Annotated in this window: 14 protein-coding genes and 1 tRNA gene; 4 read left to right on the forward strand and 11 right to left on the reverse strand. The window is 57.9% G+C overall.

Annotated elements, in window-relative coordinates:
* Window positions 1-30 precede the first annotated feature (30 nt).
* Window positions 31-1323, reverse strand: a complete 1293-nt coding sequence (locus J3348_RS12040) for a family 10 glycosylhydrolase (protein WP_207699059.1) — start codon at window positions 1321-1323, stop codon at window positions 31-33.
* Window positions 1320-1820 carry a hypothetical protein gene (locus J3348_RS12045; RefSeq protein WP_005938897.1) on the reverse strand — a complete coding sequence of 167 codons (501 nt, stop codon included), beginning with the start codon at window positions 1818-1820 and terminating at the stop codon, window positions 1320-1322. The genes J3348_RS12040 and J3348_RS12045 overlap by 4 nt, the downstream gene beginning before the upstream one ends.
* 123 nt (window positions 1821-1943) lie before the next feature.
* Between J3348_RS12045 and J3348_RS12050 the strand changes: the two genes are divergently transcribed.
* Together J3348_RS12050 and J3348_RS12055 are read left to right on the forward strand one after the other, a co-directional pair.
* Entirely contained in the window at window positions 1944-2363 is a 420-nt protein-coding gene (locus J3348_RS12050) for a hypothetical protein (RefSeq protein ID WP_044953353.1), read from the forward strand.
* Between the two features lie 71 nt (window positions 2364-2434).
* Window positions 2435-2511, forward strand: a tRNA-Ile gene (locus J3348_RS12055).
* Between the two features lie 52 nt (window positions 2512-2563).
* Here the strand turns inward: J3348_RS12055 and J3348_RS12060 are convergent.
* Window positions 2564-2710 carry a hypothetical protein gene (locus J3348_RS12060; protein ID WP_242702980.1) on the reverse strand — a complete coding sequence of 49 codons (147 nt, stop codon included), beginning with the start codon at window positions 2708-2710 and terminating at the stop codon, window positions 2564-2566.
* Between the two features lie 226 nt (window positions 2711-2936).
* On the opposite strand from J3348_RS12060, the gene J3348_RS12065 reads away from it, so the two are divergent.
* Entirely contained in the window at window positions 2937-3806 is an 870-nt protein-coding gene (locus J3348_RS12065) for a patatin family protein (RefSeq protein WP_242702981.1), read from the forward strand.
* 703 nt (window positions 3807-4509) lie between these two features.
* The gene (locus tag J3348_RS12070) at window positions 4510-5484 is read left to right on the forward strand and encodes a glycosyltransferase (RefSeq protein ID WP_207699061.1); all 975 of its coding nucleotides are present in this window, start codon (window positions 4510-4512) and stop codon (window positions 5482-5484) included.
* Between the two features lie 88 nt (window positions 5485-5572).
* Here the strand turns inward: J3348_RS12070 and J3348_RS12075 are convergent, their stop codons facing one another.
* From J3348_RS12075 to J3348_RS12110, 8 genes are all read right to left on the reverse strand, one after another.
* Complete coding sequence (locus J3348_RS12075) at window positions 5573-6505, reverse strand: ATP-binding cassette domain-containing protein (protein ID WP_005936872.1); 933 nt, start codon at window positions 6503-6505, stop codon at window positions 5573-5575.
* Window positions 6506-7603, reverse strand: a complete 1098-nt coding sequence (locus J3348_RS12080; protein WP_154256391.1) for an ABC transporter ATP-binding protein — start codon at window positions 7601-7603, stop codon at window positions 6506-6508.
* Between the two features lie 13 nt (window positions 7604-7616).
* Entirely contained in the window at window positions 7617-8720 is a 1104-nt protein-coding gene (locus tag J3348_RS12085) for an ABC transporter permease (protein ID WP_207699062.1), read from the reverse strand.
* A gap of 1 nt (window position 8721) precedes the next feature.
* The gene (locus J3348_RS12090) at window positions 8722-9657 is read right to left on the reverse strand and encodes an ABC transporter permease (protein ID WP_005936865.1); all 936 of its coding nucleotides are present in this window, start codon (window positions 9655-9657) and stop codon (window positions 8722-8724) included.
* 162 nt (window positions 9658-9819) lie between these two features.
* Window positions 9820-11517: a peptide ABC transporter substrate-binding protein gene (locus tag J3348_RS12095; protein ID WP_207699063.1), complete on the reverse strand. Its 1698-nt coding sequence runs from the start codon at window positions 11515-11517 to the stop codon at window positions 9820-9822.
* Between the two features lie 430 nt (window positions 11518-11947).
* Complete coding sequence (locus J3348_RS12100) at window positions 11948-12466, reverse strand: hypothetical protein (protein ID WP_207699064.1); 519 nt, start codon at window positions 12464-12466, stop codon at window positions 11948-11950.
* 112 nt (window positions 12467-12578) lie between these two features.
* Complete coding sequence (rny, locus tag J3348_RS12105; protein ID WP_097774149.1) at window positions 12579-14153, reverse strand: ribonuclease Y; 1575 nt, start codon at window positions 14151-14153, stop codon at window positions 12579-12581.
* A 381-nt stretch (window positions 14154-14534) separates the two neighbouring features.
* Window positions 14535-16301, reverse strand: a complete 1767-nt coding sequence (locus J3348_RS12110) for a tyrosine-protein phosphatase (RefSeq protein WP_207699065.1) — start codon at window positions 16299-16301, stop codon at window positions 14535-14537.
* Between the last annotated feature and the right edge of the window lie 71 nt (window positions 16302-16372).

Genomic DNA, 16372 nt, shown 5'->3' on the forward strand with positions numbered 1-16372 from the left:
TTTTCTTTTTGTGCGGTTTGCCGCCCGATTTTACGTTTCTTTGCCAGTGACCGCCCGCAGGGCAGCACACTCGGCAGCGGCCTGCTCCGGTGCACCTGCACCAAACAGACTGCCGTACCGGTACAGCGCCCAGCCGCCCGCGTTCTGACTGCGCAGGTCCTGCACCTGCCGGGCCAGCACATCGCCGGTGCTCCAGCCGCTCACGCTGTCCGGGTTCGCGCCGCCGTCACCTGCGCCCACGCGGTACGCGCCCAAGCCAAAATAGAGCGCCACGCCCTCTGTGCGCGGGTACGCCAGCCACGCGGGCACGATGTTCTCAAAGGCAAAGCGGGTGCTGCCGCTCTGCAGCGTGTAGCCATAGCCCCAGTAGATCTGCGGGCAGAGATAATCCACCACCTGTTCTTCCCCGCCTGCGGCCAGCCACGCCGTCACATCGCTGTACTGGCTGTTGAGGTCGTTGTCGGGATTCCCCTGCGGACTGATGCCAAAGCGCAGCGTCGGGTCTGCAGTCTTCACCGTGTCGTGCACCTTCTTGACCAGAGCGGTCACGTTCTGCCGCCGCCATGCTGCAAGGTCTGCCGCACCGCTGGCCGCAAACTGCGCCGCATCGATGCTTTCTTCGGTCGTAGGGTAAAAATAATCGTCAAAGTGGATGCCGTCCACCGCGTAGTTCTGCAAAAGCTCGGCCACGCCCTGCACCACATAGTCCGCCGCTGCAGGCTCGGCCGGGTTCAGATACAGCCCGTCGCCCACTGCACACACCCATTCCGGGTGGGTGTTGGCAAGGTTGTTCTCTGCCAGATTCGGCGGCATGGCTGCAGAGGACCGCAGCCGGTATGGATTCAGCCACGCCTCCACCGAAAGGCCTCGCCCGTGGGCCTCCTGCAAAAGGATGTCCAGCGGGTCAAAACCGGGGTCCTGCCCCTGCACGCCGGTGCACAGGTGGCTCCACGGGAACAGCTGGCTTTTGTAAAGTGCATCCCCGAAGGGCCGCACCTGCGCAAGCACCGTGTTCAGCCCAAGGCCCGCGCAGTTTTCCAGCATTTGCACGCACCCGGCGCGGAAGGCATCCGCCGAGGAAAAATCCATTGCTGTCCATTCCAGGTAGCTCACCCATACGGCCCGCCACTCGCCTGCAGGCAGGGCAGGGTTCTCAACAGGCTGTTTTTCTACTTTCGTTTTGTCCCGTTTGGAAAACTTTTTTCTGCGCAGCCACAGCCCCGCACCCACACAGGCAGCAGCACCGGCCCCCGCCAGAAAGGTGCGCCGGTTCACACGGCGCGGTTCCGCTTCCGTTTTTTTGGACTTGCGCCGCTGAGTCACAGGGTCTCCTCCTGGGTCTTATACAGCACAAGCGCTGCCCAGCCCCGGGCGCAGGCCAGCAGCACGAACATGATGTTCGTCCAGAAGGCAAGGGCGCTCATGCCCGCATACTTCGTCAGCAGCCAGAACAAAAGGCGCAGCGCTTCCGAGATGCACACCAGCTGCAGCGGGCGCTGGATGGGCCTGCCATGGCCGTACTCGATGGCAAGCAGGCCCGGCCACACCAGTGCCGAGCACAGGTCGCCCGCCCAGCCGCCTGCAGCCAGCTTGCTGAGCATCAGCAGCACGAACACCAGCGTGTAGCTGCGCTTATCCTTGGCGGGAGCACCCTTCTGTGCGGCCAAAAACAGCACTGCAATGCCGGTGATGCAGAACACGATCAGTTCCAGCCCCGAAAAATCCATGCCGCCCAGCACGGCAAAGCCGCCCAGCATGGACATTGCCGCTGCCGCCAGCAGGAAAAAGTACCAGGTCTTGCGTGTAAATTTGAGCTTCATTGTATTCCTCCCGCCTGCAGCAGTGCGCAGGCTCCTGACAAAATTTTCAAAGAATTAAAAATATTATAGCACAAAAGTATGCGGGTTGTGTTACAATAAGAAAAACTCTTCAGGAGGATCTTCATGAACGCCGCAGTTTCCATTGTCCTGCTTGCCGCCGTACTTGGCGTGATCGTTTTTCTTTTGTCCCGGCGCGAGAATACCCGCCGCAGCCAGTACGGCCCCGCCGGCCTTTCGGAGTTCCGCACCGACCTGCCGCTGGACGAGTGCTTCGACCGGCTGGACGAGCACAGGGACGCCGACGAGTTCGTGTACGAGTGCCGCCGGGAAAAGGACGGCGGCTTTCTGCTGCATCTCACCCTGCACCAGCCCACCCAGCAGCCGCTGGACACCCTGTATACCCTCCGGCTGGACCCCGGTCGTCAGACCGTAGTGACCCTGATCTTCATCCGCGAGGCCTTTGGCTACAAGGAGCCGCTGTTCCCGCAGGAAATGCTTGATCGTTTTATGCAGCAGAAGCTGGATGCCCACCGCACCAAATAAAGTTTTGTGTAAATGCTTTTCATTTTGCGCTGTTTTTGGTATACTTGTAAGTGCCGCAGCGCAGAATATGCGGGCTAGTAGCTCAGTTGGTCAGAGCTGGCGGCTCATAACCGCTTGGTCCCGGGTTCAAGTCCTGGCTGGCCCACCAAAAAAGCACGAGATTTTGCTCTCGTGCTTTTCTTTTTGCATGAATAGGCGCTTTACTTGTACAATTCTTTGCTCATCTGTTTCCGAATCTCATCACGTCGTCTGTCGTAGACCTGCGTGTAGATTGCAAGGGTCGTGCTGGGCTGAGCGCGTCCGGCTTCTGCGGCCACCGTTGCCACACCGATATTGGGATTAGACAACAGAATGCTGACGAAGGCGTGCCGGAACATATGCGGATGGATTTTTTCGATTAGGGGTACATATCACAGAGCACATGATACGCTGGCCGTTTTTGTTTGCCCCCATTGCGGCAGATCCTGCTTTCTGCCGCAAATTGCATCAGATCCCGCCGTTTGCTCAATGAGTATTTCCCGCCGTCCCGTTATACTGGGAGGGAAATGGAATTAAACGATGGAGGAACAGACCATGAAATACGGTGTCATCGATGTGGGTGGCGGCCTGCGGGGCATTTACGGCGCTGGCGTGCTGGACCGCTGCCTGGAGGAGGACCTCCGCTTCGATCTCTGCATCGGCGTTTCGGCGGGCAGCGCCAATATGACGTCCTATCTGGCAGGCCAGCATGGGCGGAACAAGCCCTTTTACGATGAATACTCCTTCCGCAGGGAGTACATGAGCGTGCACAACCTCATCCGCAAGCACTCCTATCTCGATCTGGGCTATGTCTACGGCACCCTCAGCAATGCAGGCGGCGAGAATCCGCTGGATTACGCGGCGCTTGCCCGCAGCCCGGCAGAGCTCTGCGTGGTGGCCGCTAATGCACAGAACGGCGAGGCGCAGTATTTCACCAAGGCAGACCTCCACCCGGACGACTACCGCGTCCTCATGGCGTCCTGCTGCATCCCGGTCATCGACCAGCCCTGCGTCATCGACGGCGTGCCTTATTTTGATGGCGGCCTGGCCGACCCCGTCCCGCTGGAATGGGCCTTTGCCCACGGCTGCGACCGGGTGGCTCTCATCCTGACCAAGCCCATCGGGCTGGTGAGTAGTGATGCCCGGGACAAGCATCTGGCACACCTGCTGCAGTCGAATTACCCCGCTGCAGCCGAGGGGCTGCGCCGCCGGGCATGGCGGTACAACACGGCTGTCCAGCGGGCGCGGGAGCTGGAGCGACAGGGCCTTGTCTGCATCATCGCCCCGGACAGCACCGAGGGAATGTCCACCCTGACCAAGAACCGCGCCTGCCTTGAAAAAATGTACGCCAAAGGCAAACAGGACGCCGAAGCGCTGGTGCGGTGGATGCAAAACACCAAACAAGATGAATCGGTGGGCACCTAGAGATGAAACCCGTTCACTTCCCTTGACAATATCCGCCCCGGACATTATACATATGATATGTACATACAGACAAAGGAGCCTGGAGCGGTATCGCTCTGGGCTTTTTGCATTTTGTTGTTCTGCTGCGGACAGATAGAGGGGGTCCGCAGCAGAGGAGTAGAAAACCTCCTTCCCGATTTCTGCAAAAGAAAAAGCTCACCTTCAATTTTAGAAAGTGAGCCATGTAAAGCCAAAATGGTAACAGTAAGTGTCGAGTTTCGTAGGTGAAAATTTTCACCTACAAAGAGCCGTTTTAGAGACAAAAAGATACCAAAAGTTACGTCAAAGTACACAAAGGCACTTTTATGGAATTATCAAATAGCCATAAAATTTCACAAGAAAAACGGGATTTCAAAATTAGCGACGTTCTCATAACCGCTTGGTCCCGGGTTCAAGTCCTGGCTGGCCCATAACAAAAAAGAGCACCCATCGGGGTGCTCTTTTTTGTTGCCAGTCAGGACTTGAACAAGGCGGCGACGCGAAGCGACGCAAGTAAAGCCCCGGTGGGGCTTTACTTAGCCTGCGGGTCCCAGCGCATAGGAATGTCAAAAAGTGTCGGATGCCGTTCTGAGGGCCGCCAAGACTTGAACCCAAAACTTATAAAGTTCTCATTGCGGAATCCCTGCTCCCATGATATGATTAAACCAGCTTGGAGGAGGATATCATGCAGAATACAAATAACGAACTCGTGTCCGTCATTGTTCCGGTATATAAAGTAGAACCCTATCTGGACCGATGTGTCGCCAGCATTCTGGCCCAGACATATCCGAACCTTGAGGTGATCCTGGTCGATGATGGTTCTCCCGATAACTGCCCCGCACTCTGTGATGCATGGGCACAGCGGGACGCACGCATCAGGGTCATCCATAAGAAAAACGGCGGCATATCCGATGCCCGGAATGTGGGACTGGATGCGGCATCCGGTGCGTACATTTCCTTTGTTGACAGCGATGATTACATTGCAGAAAATTTCATCGAGACCCTTTATGATCTACTCCATGAGTACCACACCGATATTTCTGCCGTCCATTGGAAACTCGTCTATGCTGACGGGCCGGAGGTCCCTGCTCCGCTTTCTTCCCGAAACGTTACGCTCTTTCAGGGTGCTGATGCCATCCGGGAGCTTTTTACGGAGGATACCTACGCATGTTATGCATGGAATAAATTATGCAAACGGGAACTGTTTGACACCATCCGGTTTCCGGTCGGTCGTGTTATGGAAGATCTTGGCATTGCACACAAGATCCTGTTCGACGCAGGGCAGATCGTGTACTCGGACGAACCCCTGTATTACTATTATCAGCGCGATGGCAGCACTCTCCATACAGACTGTATAAAGTTCTTTCAGGACAGGCTTGCGATGGTCACAGAGCGTTACCTGTTTCTTGAAAAGCTGTACCCTGACATGCTGGAAAACGATGCCTATTTTGTGGATATGGCCCTGAATGATTACCCGATCCTCTATCGTTCTGCCTTAGACCCTGAATCGGATCAGCTCATCCGTCATGCCTACCAAAAGAGCCGTTCCATTTTGTCCTTCTACAATAAAATGCGCTTTGCCTTTTTCAGCCGGAGCAAAGCCCTGTACTACTTTATCGAACGCCGCAACTGCAACCTTGCCCGCTACGATAACTGCTGAATCTCCTGCATTCCATTCCTTTCTGCGTAATTATAATAAAACAAAGAAGGAGCGTTTCCACGCGGGAACGCTCCTTCTTTGTTTACTATCATTTACACCATTTTGCAAACTCTTCGTCGGTGCACTTGACATAGTGGCTGCCGCTCACATGGTGATCGGTGCCCTTGTTGTAATCGATGCCGGAAGTGGCGTAGTCGTAGGTCTCAGCCACGCGGCGCTTCTCCACAACGGGGTTCGGCAGCGGGATGGCCGACAGCAGGCTGCGGGTGTAGGGGTGGATGGGATTCTCGAAGATCTCTTCGGTCGTACCCGTCTCCAGCAGGTGGCCCAGATGCAGCACGCCGATGCGGTCCGAGATGTACTTGACCATGGAAAGGTCATGCGCAATGAACAGGTAGGCCGTGCCGGTCTCCTGCTGGATATCCTTCATCAGGTTGACCACCTGCGCCTGAATGGACACGTCCAGCGCCGAGATGCACTCATCTGCGATGATGAGCTTGGGGTTCATAATGAGGGCGCGGGCAATGCCCACGCGCTGGCGCTGGCCGCCAGAGAACTGGTGGGGATAGCGCTCGGCATGTTCGGGCGCAAGGCCCACCTTGGCCAGAATTTTCTCCACCTTTTCGCGGCGCTCTTCGCGGGTCTTGTACATGTGGTGGATGTCCAGACCCTCACCGATGATATCCTCCACCTTTTTGCGGGGGTTCAGGGACGCCATGGGGTCCTGAAAGATCATCTGCATCTGGGTGCGCAGCGTATCGTTCTGCACGCGGCTCAGCCTGCCGCTGATATCATGCCCATCAAAGGTGATTTTTCCGGCAGTGGGGTCATACAGGCGGATGACGCTGCGGCCGATGGTGGACTTGCCGGAACCGGACTCGCCCACCAGACCATAGGTCTCGCCGGGATAGATCTCAAAGCTGACATTGTCCACAGCCTTGACGGTATAGCTCTTGCTCACGCGGAAATACTGCTTCAGGCCCTCGACCTTCAGCAGCGGAGCAGCATTCTGTCCTGCCATTTATTCCGCCTCCTTGATCTTTTCTGCCTCGGCACGCATGCGGGCAATGCGCTGAGCAAGCTCAGGCGGCATGTCCACCTTGGGTGCGCGGGGGTCCAGCAGCCATGTAGCTGCATAGTGGGTGTCGCTGATCTTGAACATGGGCGGGTCAACTTCGTCGTCGATGTTCAGGGCATAATGGTTGCGCGGCGCAAAGGCATCGCCCTGCTTCTCATGCAGCAGGTTCGGCGGCGAACCCGGAATGGTGTACAGACGGTCGTCTGCGGTGTCCAGATCGGGCATGGCGGAAAGCAGGCCCCATGTGTAGGGGTGGCGCGGCTCGTAGAAGATCTCGTCGATGGTGCCGGTCTCCACGATCTTGCCTGCGTACATCACGTCCACATAATCGGCCACCTTTGCCACAACGCCCAGATCGTGGGTGATGTAAATGACCGAGATGCCGCGCTCACGCTGGATGCTGCGGATCAGCTCCAGAATTTTGGCCTGAATGGTCACATCCAGTGCCGTGGTGGGCTCGTCACAGATCAGCAGGTCGGGGTCGCAGGCCAGTGCAATGGCAATGACCACGCGCTGGCGCATACCGCCAGACAGCTGGTGCGGGTAGCTCTTCATGCGCTTTTCGGCATCGGTGATGCCCACCTCTTCCAGCAGCTGCACAGCCTTTTTGTAGGCGGCATCCTTGGGCATCTTGTAGTGCCACAGCATGCCCTCCATGATCTGCTTGCCGATGGGCATGGTGGGGTCAAGGCTGGTCATGGGGTCCTGGAACACCATGGCGATGCGCTTGCCGTTGATGTGGCGGCGGATCCACTTTTTGTCCTTCTGCAGCAGATCCACCGTCTCGGGGCTGCCGTCGGCGTGATGGTAGCTGAACTGGATGGAACCGCTGTTCACGATGGCGTTCTGTGCCAGAATGCCCATGGCGGCCTTCATGGTAACGGACTTGCCGGAGCCGGATTCGCCCACCAGCGCCACCGTTTCGCCCTTGTACAGGTCGATGTTCACGCCGCGGATGGCGTGCACCGGGCCTGCGGTGGTCTTAAAGGTGATATCAAGGTCTCGCACCGACAAGACCTGTTCTTTTTTCTTTTCAGGCATGGGGTGTTCCTCCTTACATACTCTTCATCTTGGGGTCCAGAGCCTCGCGCAGGCCGTCGGCCACGAGGTTGAAGCTCATCATCAGCAGACTCATGACCACCATCGGCGGGATGATCTGATAAGGATGGGGGGTAAAGCTGTTGTACAGCTCGCTGATCAGAGAACCCAGCGAGCACTGCGGCACCGGGATGCCAAGACCCACAAAGGACAGGAATGCCTCGGTGAAAATTGCGGTGGGGATGCTGAACATGACCTGCGTGATGATGGGTCCGATGATGTTGGGCAGCACTTCCTTGAAGATGATGAAGAAGCTGCCTGCGCCCAGCGTGCGGGAGGCCAGCACGAACTCCTGATCCTTCAGCTTGAGCATCTCAGCGCGGGCAATGCGGCTCATGCCCACCCACTCGGTGAGCATCAGAGCAAAGATAATGGTGATCATGCCGGGCTTGAGCACCAGCAGAAGCAGCGTGACGATCACCAGACGGGGGATGCCGTTGGCAACTTCCAGAAAACGCTGCATCATCATATCCACCTTGCCGCCAAAGTAGCCGGAGATCAGGCCGTAGCTCATGCCGATGACCATATCGATGATGGCGGCGGCAACCGCGATGATCAGGGACACGCGGGCACCCTCCCAGGTGCGGGTCCAGATATCGCGGCCATAGGTGTCGCTGCCGAACCAGTAGTAGACATCCTCCTTGCCCTTTTCCACATAGGCATTGACCGTCTTGGAACCGGTGGTGGTGCTCATTTTCTCGTCACCGTTGAAGATGCCGAAGTTCTCCAGCACCTGCACGCGGGGCGCAAAGTTTTTCTGGCTCAGCTCCTGACCGGAGTAGGTATACTCGTTCATGCCGGGGCCAAATGCCGCCAGCAGCACGATAAAGACAACGAGGATCAGGCCGAGCACCGCGCTCTTTTTGCGGAAGAAGCGCACCCGCACATCCTTCCAGAAGCTCTGTGCGGCAAAGTTCGAGTCCATTGCGATCTCTGCGTCGTTATGCTTGAGCGCAAAGTCCTTCTCGTTGAAGGTGTGCTCGGAATACATGGTATCCACGGCGCTGACGATGGCGTCAGCAGTGGCTTCGCCTCCCAGGTGAATCGCTTTTTCTGCCATATCAGTCGTCCCCCTTTGCCAAGCGGATGCGCGGGTCGATGATGCCGTACAGCAGGTCAACGACCAGCATGATGCCAATGTACATGGCACTGTAGATGAAGCTCAGGCTGATGACCACATTGTAGTCGTTGGACTGGATAGCCGTCACCAGCAGGCTGCCCACGCCGGGAATGGCGAAGATCTTCTCCACCACCAGCGAGCCGGTCATCAGGTCCACGATCAGCGGGGCCAGCACAGTGATAATGGGGATCAGCGCGTTGCGCAGCGCGTGGCGGAAGATCAGCGCCGGGCCGGAAATGCCCTTGCTCTCGGCCAGCAGCATATAATCGGAGTCCAGAACTTCGATCATTTCACTGCGGGTAAAGCGGGCAATGGAAGCCATGGTGAACATGGACAGCGAGATGCTGGGCAGCACACTGGAGCCGAACACGTCCTTTGCGGAGAACAGCATGGGGAACCACTTGAGCTTGAAGCCAAAGGTATAGCTCAGGGCCAGTGCAATCACGTAAGACGGCACCGACACGCCGATGACCGAGATGATGGTGGCCAGAGTGTCGAAGATGGTGTCCCGCTTGAGGGCTGCAATGATGCCGAGCACAAGGCCCACGATGGCACCCAGTGTGACAGCCATGCCGCCCACACGGATGGAAATGGGCAGACGGGACTGGATCAGCTGGGAGATGGGCGTGTTCTTGGAGATATTGTAGCTGACGCCGAAGTCACCGCGCAGCATGTTGGTCACATAGCGGAAGAACTGCACATAGATCGGCTGATCCAGACCGTACTTTGCGTACAGGGATGCGCGCATTTCCGGTGTCAGCTTTTCATCGTTGAAGGGCGAACCGGGCATCAGCTGCATGAGGATGAACAACACCAGCAGGATGGCCAGCAGCGTAAACAACGAAGTGATGATACGCTTGAGCGTGTATTTTTTCACGTTGGGTAGACCCCCTTAAAGTTTCTTCTTCTCCCTGCTCAAGACAGGGCGGCTTTTTCCGCCGCGGTCATCCGTGCGCCGGACGCGGACAGTGCAAAAGCCAAAAAGTCGCACAGCGGCAATCACGCTGCCACTGTGCGGCATTTCAGTTCTCGATCAGGATCAGACGCTCTTCTTTGCGTCCTTGAAGACGCGGTTCAGAGCAACCGGGTGGAAGTCCACGCCGGTCACGGCAGAAGAGATCATCTCGGCGTTGCACTGACCATACAGCGGGAAGATGGCGGCCTGCTCCAGCACGATGGACTCAGCGTCATACATGGCTTCCCAGCGGCCCTCGGGATCGGTGCACAGATCGCCGGTGGTGCACTCTGCGATGACGGCATCGTAGTCAGCATCGCTCCACAGACCGTAGTTGTTGGAGTTGCCGGTGACCCACATGCCCAGATAGGTCATGGGATCGGCGTAGTCGGGGCCCCAGCGGGTCAGGCCGATCTCAAAGTTGCCGTCCTGCATATCCTGCACGCGCTGCTTCTTGGGCTCCACCTTCAGCTCCAGAGTAAAGCCGGGCAGAGTGGTCTGCAGCTGCTCCTGAACGACCTGAGCGACCTTCTGAGGAGCATCGTCGGCATCGACGACCATGGTGAAGGAGAAGGAATCCTTGCCCAGCTCAGCCTTGGCCTGCTCGTAGTACTCTGCAGCCTTGTCGGGATCGTATGCGCAGAACTCTGCAAACTTGGTCTGGTCGGCGCTGAAATCGCTGCCGTCCGGGCCGGTGGCGAACTGTGCGGGCACTGCGGTGTAGGCGGGAGAAGAGCCGTCCTTCAGCACGTCATTGGTGATGGAATCACGATCCAGTGCAAAGGTGATGGCACGGCGCAGGTTCAGGTTTGCCAGCTCCGGCACAGCGTCCATGTTGGGGCTGATGTACCACAGGTAGCCGGCGCCCACGCTGGTGAACTCGGGGTCGTCCTTGACCTGCTCCACCTGCTCGCCGTTCAGCAGGGTGATATCCAGATCGCCGTTCTGATAGCTCATCAGAGCCTGCTGGCTGTCCTTGATGACCTGATAGTTCAGGCCGTCCAGAGCAATGCGGTCAGCATCGTAGTAGTCGGCGTTCTTCACCAGCTCAAAAGCGGTGGCAGCCGGCTCATAGCTGGTCAGCACGAATGCACCGTTGGACAGCACGGTGTCTGCGCTGGTGCCGTAGGTATCGCCGCAGCTCTCAAAGAACTTCTGGTTCATGGGGTAGAAGGTGGGGAAATACATCAGGCTCAGGAAGTAGCTGACCGGAACGTTCAGCTCCACCTTCAGGGTCTTGTCGTCCACTGCGGTGATGCCCAGATCGGTGACGGGCTTGCTGCCTGCAATGATGTCGGCGGCGTTGACCACCTGACCGATATCGCTCAGCATGTAGGCATACTCGGATGCGTTTGCGGGGTCAACAGCACGCTGCCAGCCAAACACGAAGTCTGCTGCGGTAACGGCATCGCCATTGGACCACTTTGCATCCTTCAGGTGGAAGGTGTAGGTCTTGCCGTCCTCGCTCAGCTCATAGCTCTCTGCCAGAGCCTCCACGGCTGCACCGTTCGCATCCATCTGCATCAGGCCGTCGGTGTAGTTGGCGATGACCTCAAAGGAGGTGCCGTCGGTAGCCAGCTGGGGGTCCAGAGACTGGACTTCGGTCTCCAGCATGACGTTCAGCACACCGCCCTCAGCAGAGGCGGCTGCACCAGAAGCAGCGGTAGAGCCGGAAGCAGCGGTGCTGGAAGAGCCGCCGCAGGCAGTCAGAGCCAGTGCAGCAGCCGATACGCCTGCAGCAGCCAGGAAGCTGCGGCGAGAAATACGACGATCGAATTTCATATTTTTTCCCTCTCTCTTACCTCAATGCTTTATTAAGGTAAAGCATTGAATGGTGAAAAATGCACAAAGGTTTTTTGCTCCTCCTCTGGAGCACTGCACACCTTTGTGCGATATCCGCATTATACGCTGTTCCGCCTGAAAAGGAAAGGCTTCCGGCTGTTTTTCTGTGCTTTGACCAATGGTCAGCAAAAATTTTGTTTTTGTTTTTGTGCAGTTTTGAAGATATACTGTAGTTGCACAAAATACAGTTTCGTGAAAACATGAGTTTTTTGTGTTTTTCGGGGAAACAGATGAAGAGATTTCACCTGCGTATTTTCATTTTTTGTACATAAGTCGTACTTTCAACCTGTTTTTTGTGCACATACCAGACACAAAAAATCCCTGCTGAAAACGCACCGTTCTCAGCAGGGAAACACCGTTTTTTCGGTTTTTAGGCAAACATAGCCACTACGTAAGTCTCGCCGCCGTATTCAATGAACACCGCGCCCATCTGTGTGCAGCCTGCCGCATAGCTGCGCAGTGCGCTGCCCGCCTCGCTCAGCGGCGGAGCATATAAGTAGCCGGTAAAGCCCCATTCGTTGTTCATTGCAAGGCCGATCACCACGCCTCTGGGCAGGAACAGAAAGCTGGTGGAATGATCGATAAAATCGTACACATTCGTGTCCAGCATGGCACCGGAGCCGGTGGTCATGGGCACCTTGCGTGTCAGCAGGCCGGACTGGGTGGTCAGCTGGGTGGAGTCCTCCACCAGCCAGTCTGCCAGACGGCTGGCTGCATCTTCCAGATCGGTATTATAGGTCAGGCTGGGGTCTACCTCTTTCATCAGGGCCTTGGCCTGTTCTGTATCCTTCTGCACCGTGCCGCCCATCAGTGCACTGCATCCGGCCAGCACCGCCAGCGCCAGTACACCCGCCAGCAGGCAAGCCAGCCATTTTCTTGCATGTTTCATATAGTGGTTCTCCCCTTTCGGTCTGTTTTTCTCCATGATACCTTTTTTGCCGCCGGATTACAAGCAGAAAAAAGCTGCTGTGCATCTGCACGGCAGCTTTTTGGGCAAAACTTTATTTTGCGTACTCCACAGCGCGGCTCTCGCGGATCACATTGACCTTGATCTGGCCGGGGTAATCCAGCGTGTCCTCGATCTTCTTGGCAATGGAGCGTGCCAGCAGAATCACCTGATCGTCGCTGATGACATCGGGCTTGACCATGATGCGCACTTCGCGGCCTGCCTGCACGGCAAAGGCCTGCTCCACACCCTCGAAGCTGGAAGAGATCTCCTCCAGATTTTCCAGACGCTTGACGTAGCTTTCCACATTCTCGCGGCGGGCACCCGGGCGTGCAGCGCTGATGGCGTCGGCAGCCTGAATGATGAAGGCCAGCGGGGTCTTGGGCTCCACGTCGCCGTGGTGAGCCTCAATGGCATGGATGATCTGGGTATTTTCCTTATACTTGCGGCAGATGTCCACACCGATCTGCACATGGCTGCCCTCGATCTCATGATCCAGTGCCTTGCCGATATCATGCAGCAGACCGGCACGGCGTGCCATGGTCACGTTCACACCCATTTCGCCTGCCAGCAGGCCGGCCACCCATGCCACCTCCATGCTGTGGGTCAGGGCGTTCTGGCCAAAGCTGGTGCGGTACTTCAACCGGCCGATCAGCTTGATCAGGTCGGGGTGCAGGCCATGGATGCCCAGCTCCATCACGGCACGCTCGCCCTCGCGCTTCATCTGCAGCTCCAGCTCGTGGCGGCACTTTTCCACCGTCTCCTCGATGCGGGCGGGGTGGATGCGGCCATCGCCGATCAGGCGTTCCAGCGTCATGCGGGCCACCTCGCGGCGGGTCTGGTCGAAGGAGGACAGGGTGATGGCCTCCGGGGTATCGTCGATGATCAGGTCCACGCCGGTCGCGGTCTCCAGAGCGCGGATGTTGCGGCCCTCGCGGCCGATGATGCGGCCCTTCATTTCGTCGCTGGGCAGCGGCACCACGCTGACGGTGGTCTCGCTGCAGTGGTCGGCAGCGCAGCGGCTGACGGCCTGACCGATCAGGTTGCGTGCGATGTTGTCGCAGTTCTCCTTCAGGTCGGTCTCGTAGGCGGCAACGCGCACGGCCTTTTCGTGGGTCAGCTCCTCGTCCACCTTGTGCAGCAGCACCTCGCGGGCGTCCTCCTGACTCAGACCGGCCAGCGTTTCCAGCCGCTCCATCTCCTTGGCGCGCAGGGCCTCGATCTCGGCCAGACGCTCCTCGGCCTCAGCGGCGCGCTTTTTCAGCTCCTCTTCCTTCTTTTCCAGTACCTCGGTCTTGCGGTCGAGGGCGGTTTCCTTCTGGTCGATGCGGTTCTCCTGACGGCTGATCTCCGCACGGCGCTGCTTGATCTCCTTATCGGCTTCTGCCTTCTGGGCATCCACCTCGGCCTTCAGCTTGAAGGCCTCGTCCTTTGCTTCCAGAACCGCTTCCTTGCGTTTCTGTTCTGCGGTCTTGATCGCTTCGTTCACCAGACGGGTGGCCTCGGCTTCCGCGCTGCCGATCTGGGCTTCGGCGGTCTTTTTACGGTTGTTGTAACCAATAAAATAGCCTGCACCGATGCCCGCAGCAAGCGCGACGATCAAGATCACGATCCAGATGATCGTGGACATCGCATTTCACTCTCCTTTGTTAAAATTCAAAATTCTGAATCATAAGCAGGAGACGCTGTAGGGCAGGTGTAGGCTGCAAACATTTTTTATAAGTGAGCTTTCAATGCAAAAAGTGGCAACAAGACCACACGCACGGCAAATGCCGCACGAACAGGCTGCAAGCTTTTCTATCTACAGTTCTATCTTATATAAAAACAGGCAGGCTCTGCCTGTAAGGGACACGGGTCACGGGAACGACCTGCACACAGCGTCTTTTATTCCATACTACTATTTATAGTACGAAACAATTGCCCGCTTGTCAAGAGGAAAACCCTGCCCCGCAGAACATTTTGTGCAGAAAACAGGGACAGTATCCACACCGGATGCCGTCCCCGTTCCCGTTTATTCCAGATACATCCTGCGCAGCCGCATCAGGCGCGCAGGGGTCAGGCCGTATTCGGCTTCCAGATAGTTCTCGGCGCTGCCGTATTTTGCGCGGATGGTGCGCAGCACAAAGGGTGCGGCTGCCGGGTCCACGCCCGCCTTGCGGTAATAGCGCATCCGGCAGGCCGGGTTTGCCGCGATCTCTTCGGCGTGCTCCGCCAGCACTGCGTCGATCTCAGCCTTGCGGCAGAGGTTCGTGCGCTCATAGTCCGCACAGATCGTCTCATCCGAAGCGCCCAGTGCCAGCAGAATGAGCATGGCCGCCACGCCGGTGCGGTCCTTGCCGGCCGAGCAGTGGAACAGGATGGGGGTCTCGCCTGCTTCCAGCGCACGGAACAGCTCCTTGAACGCCTTGTTGCCAAACAGCATCCGCTCGTACATAGCCTGCACGAAGGTGCTGCCGTCGGCGCTTTCTTCATAGCCCTTCATCAGGGCGGCGATATCATCCGGCGCAAAGGAGATCTCGTGGCCGTCCTCGGCGCACAGGCCGCAGATCTGCACCAGACGTGCACCGTCCGGTACGTAGTCCGGTTCTTTCTGCACTTCCCCGCTGCTGCGCAGATCAAGGATCAGGCGCAGGCCCAGCGCGTCCAGCTTCGCGCGGTCGGCCTCACCGGTGAGCTTGCAGGTAGGGATGCCGCGCCAGATCTGGCCCCACTTGATATGCTTGCCCTCGTCGGCTTCGTAACCGCCCAGCTCCCGGAAGTTGGTGCCGCCGGCAAAATCCAGCTGGGTGCCGGGCACCGGGTGGGCCGGTGCAGCCTTTGCCGCAGCACTGGACAGCACCGGGAAATTGTAGAACGGCTTTGCGGGCCGTCCGCGGCGGGGCGGCAGGCTGGCCGAACCGCCCAGCACCTCCATCAGGTAGCTGCGCAGCAGGTCGATGTAGGCAGAGGAATGATCCCGCCGCTGCACCAGTGAGACGCACAGCGGGGGCAGATCTTCCAGCAGCACATCCCGCACACGGTCCAGTTCCCGTCTGGCCCCCGGTTCATAGCGGGTCAGACAGGTGCAAAGCTGCTCCTGCACAAGATAATAGGCCTGATAAAAGCTGGGGCCGATCTCCGCATTCGGCGCAAAGCCCAACCGGGCGCAGGCCGACCACAGCGGGCTGAACAGATCCTGCCGCAAGCTGGGCAGCAGCACCCGCTGACCGCGCAGCTCTGCCAGCGGGATGCTCTCCTTATCCCAGAACGCGTGCCCCCGAGGCACCAGCAGGCAGGCAGGGTCTGCCCGCAGGGTGGTGCGGGCCAGTTCCGGTGCAGCACAGCCCAGATCGATGACCAGACCCGCGTCCAGCTCCCCCTGCTCCACATCGTCCGCCACCGCATCGTTGTCCATCATGCGGAAGCGCATCTCCACATGGGGATACTGCTGGCGGAACTTGTCCAGCTGGGTCTCCAATCCGGGCAGGTAGTCCGGCACCAGCGACACGCTGATGCCGATGCGCACCGGCTGCGCCGACTGGATCTCGGCCCGCAGGGATGCCTGCATCTGCTGGAACTGCTCCACTACCGGCGCGGCATGGCGCTGCAGGCTCATGCCGCGGTCGGTAAGGGTGAGCTTGTGGTGGGCGCTGAGGAACAGCGGCCCGCACAGCTCGGCTTCCAGCGCAGAGATGCTCTGCCGCAGTGCCTGCCGTGACAAAAACAGCCGCTGTGCCGCGCGGCTGTAATTCATTTCATCGCACAATACCAGAAAGTAGTGCAGCTGGCGGATATCCATGGTTTCCTCCCTGAGAAAAGTGTCATATATAAAAGAATACCGCCTTTTTGCGCGATTGTAAAGCCGTTGGC

This window comes from Faecalibacterium sp. Marseille-Q4896 (assembly GCF_017377615.1).
Lineage (GTDB): Bacteria > Bacillota > Clostridia > Oscillospirales > Ruminococcaceae > Faecalibacterium > Faecalibacterium taiwanense.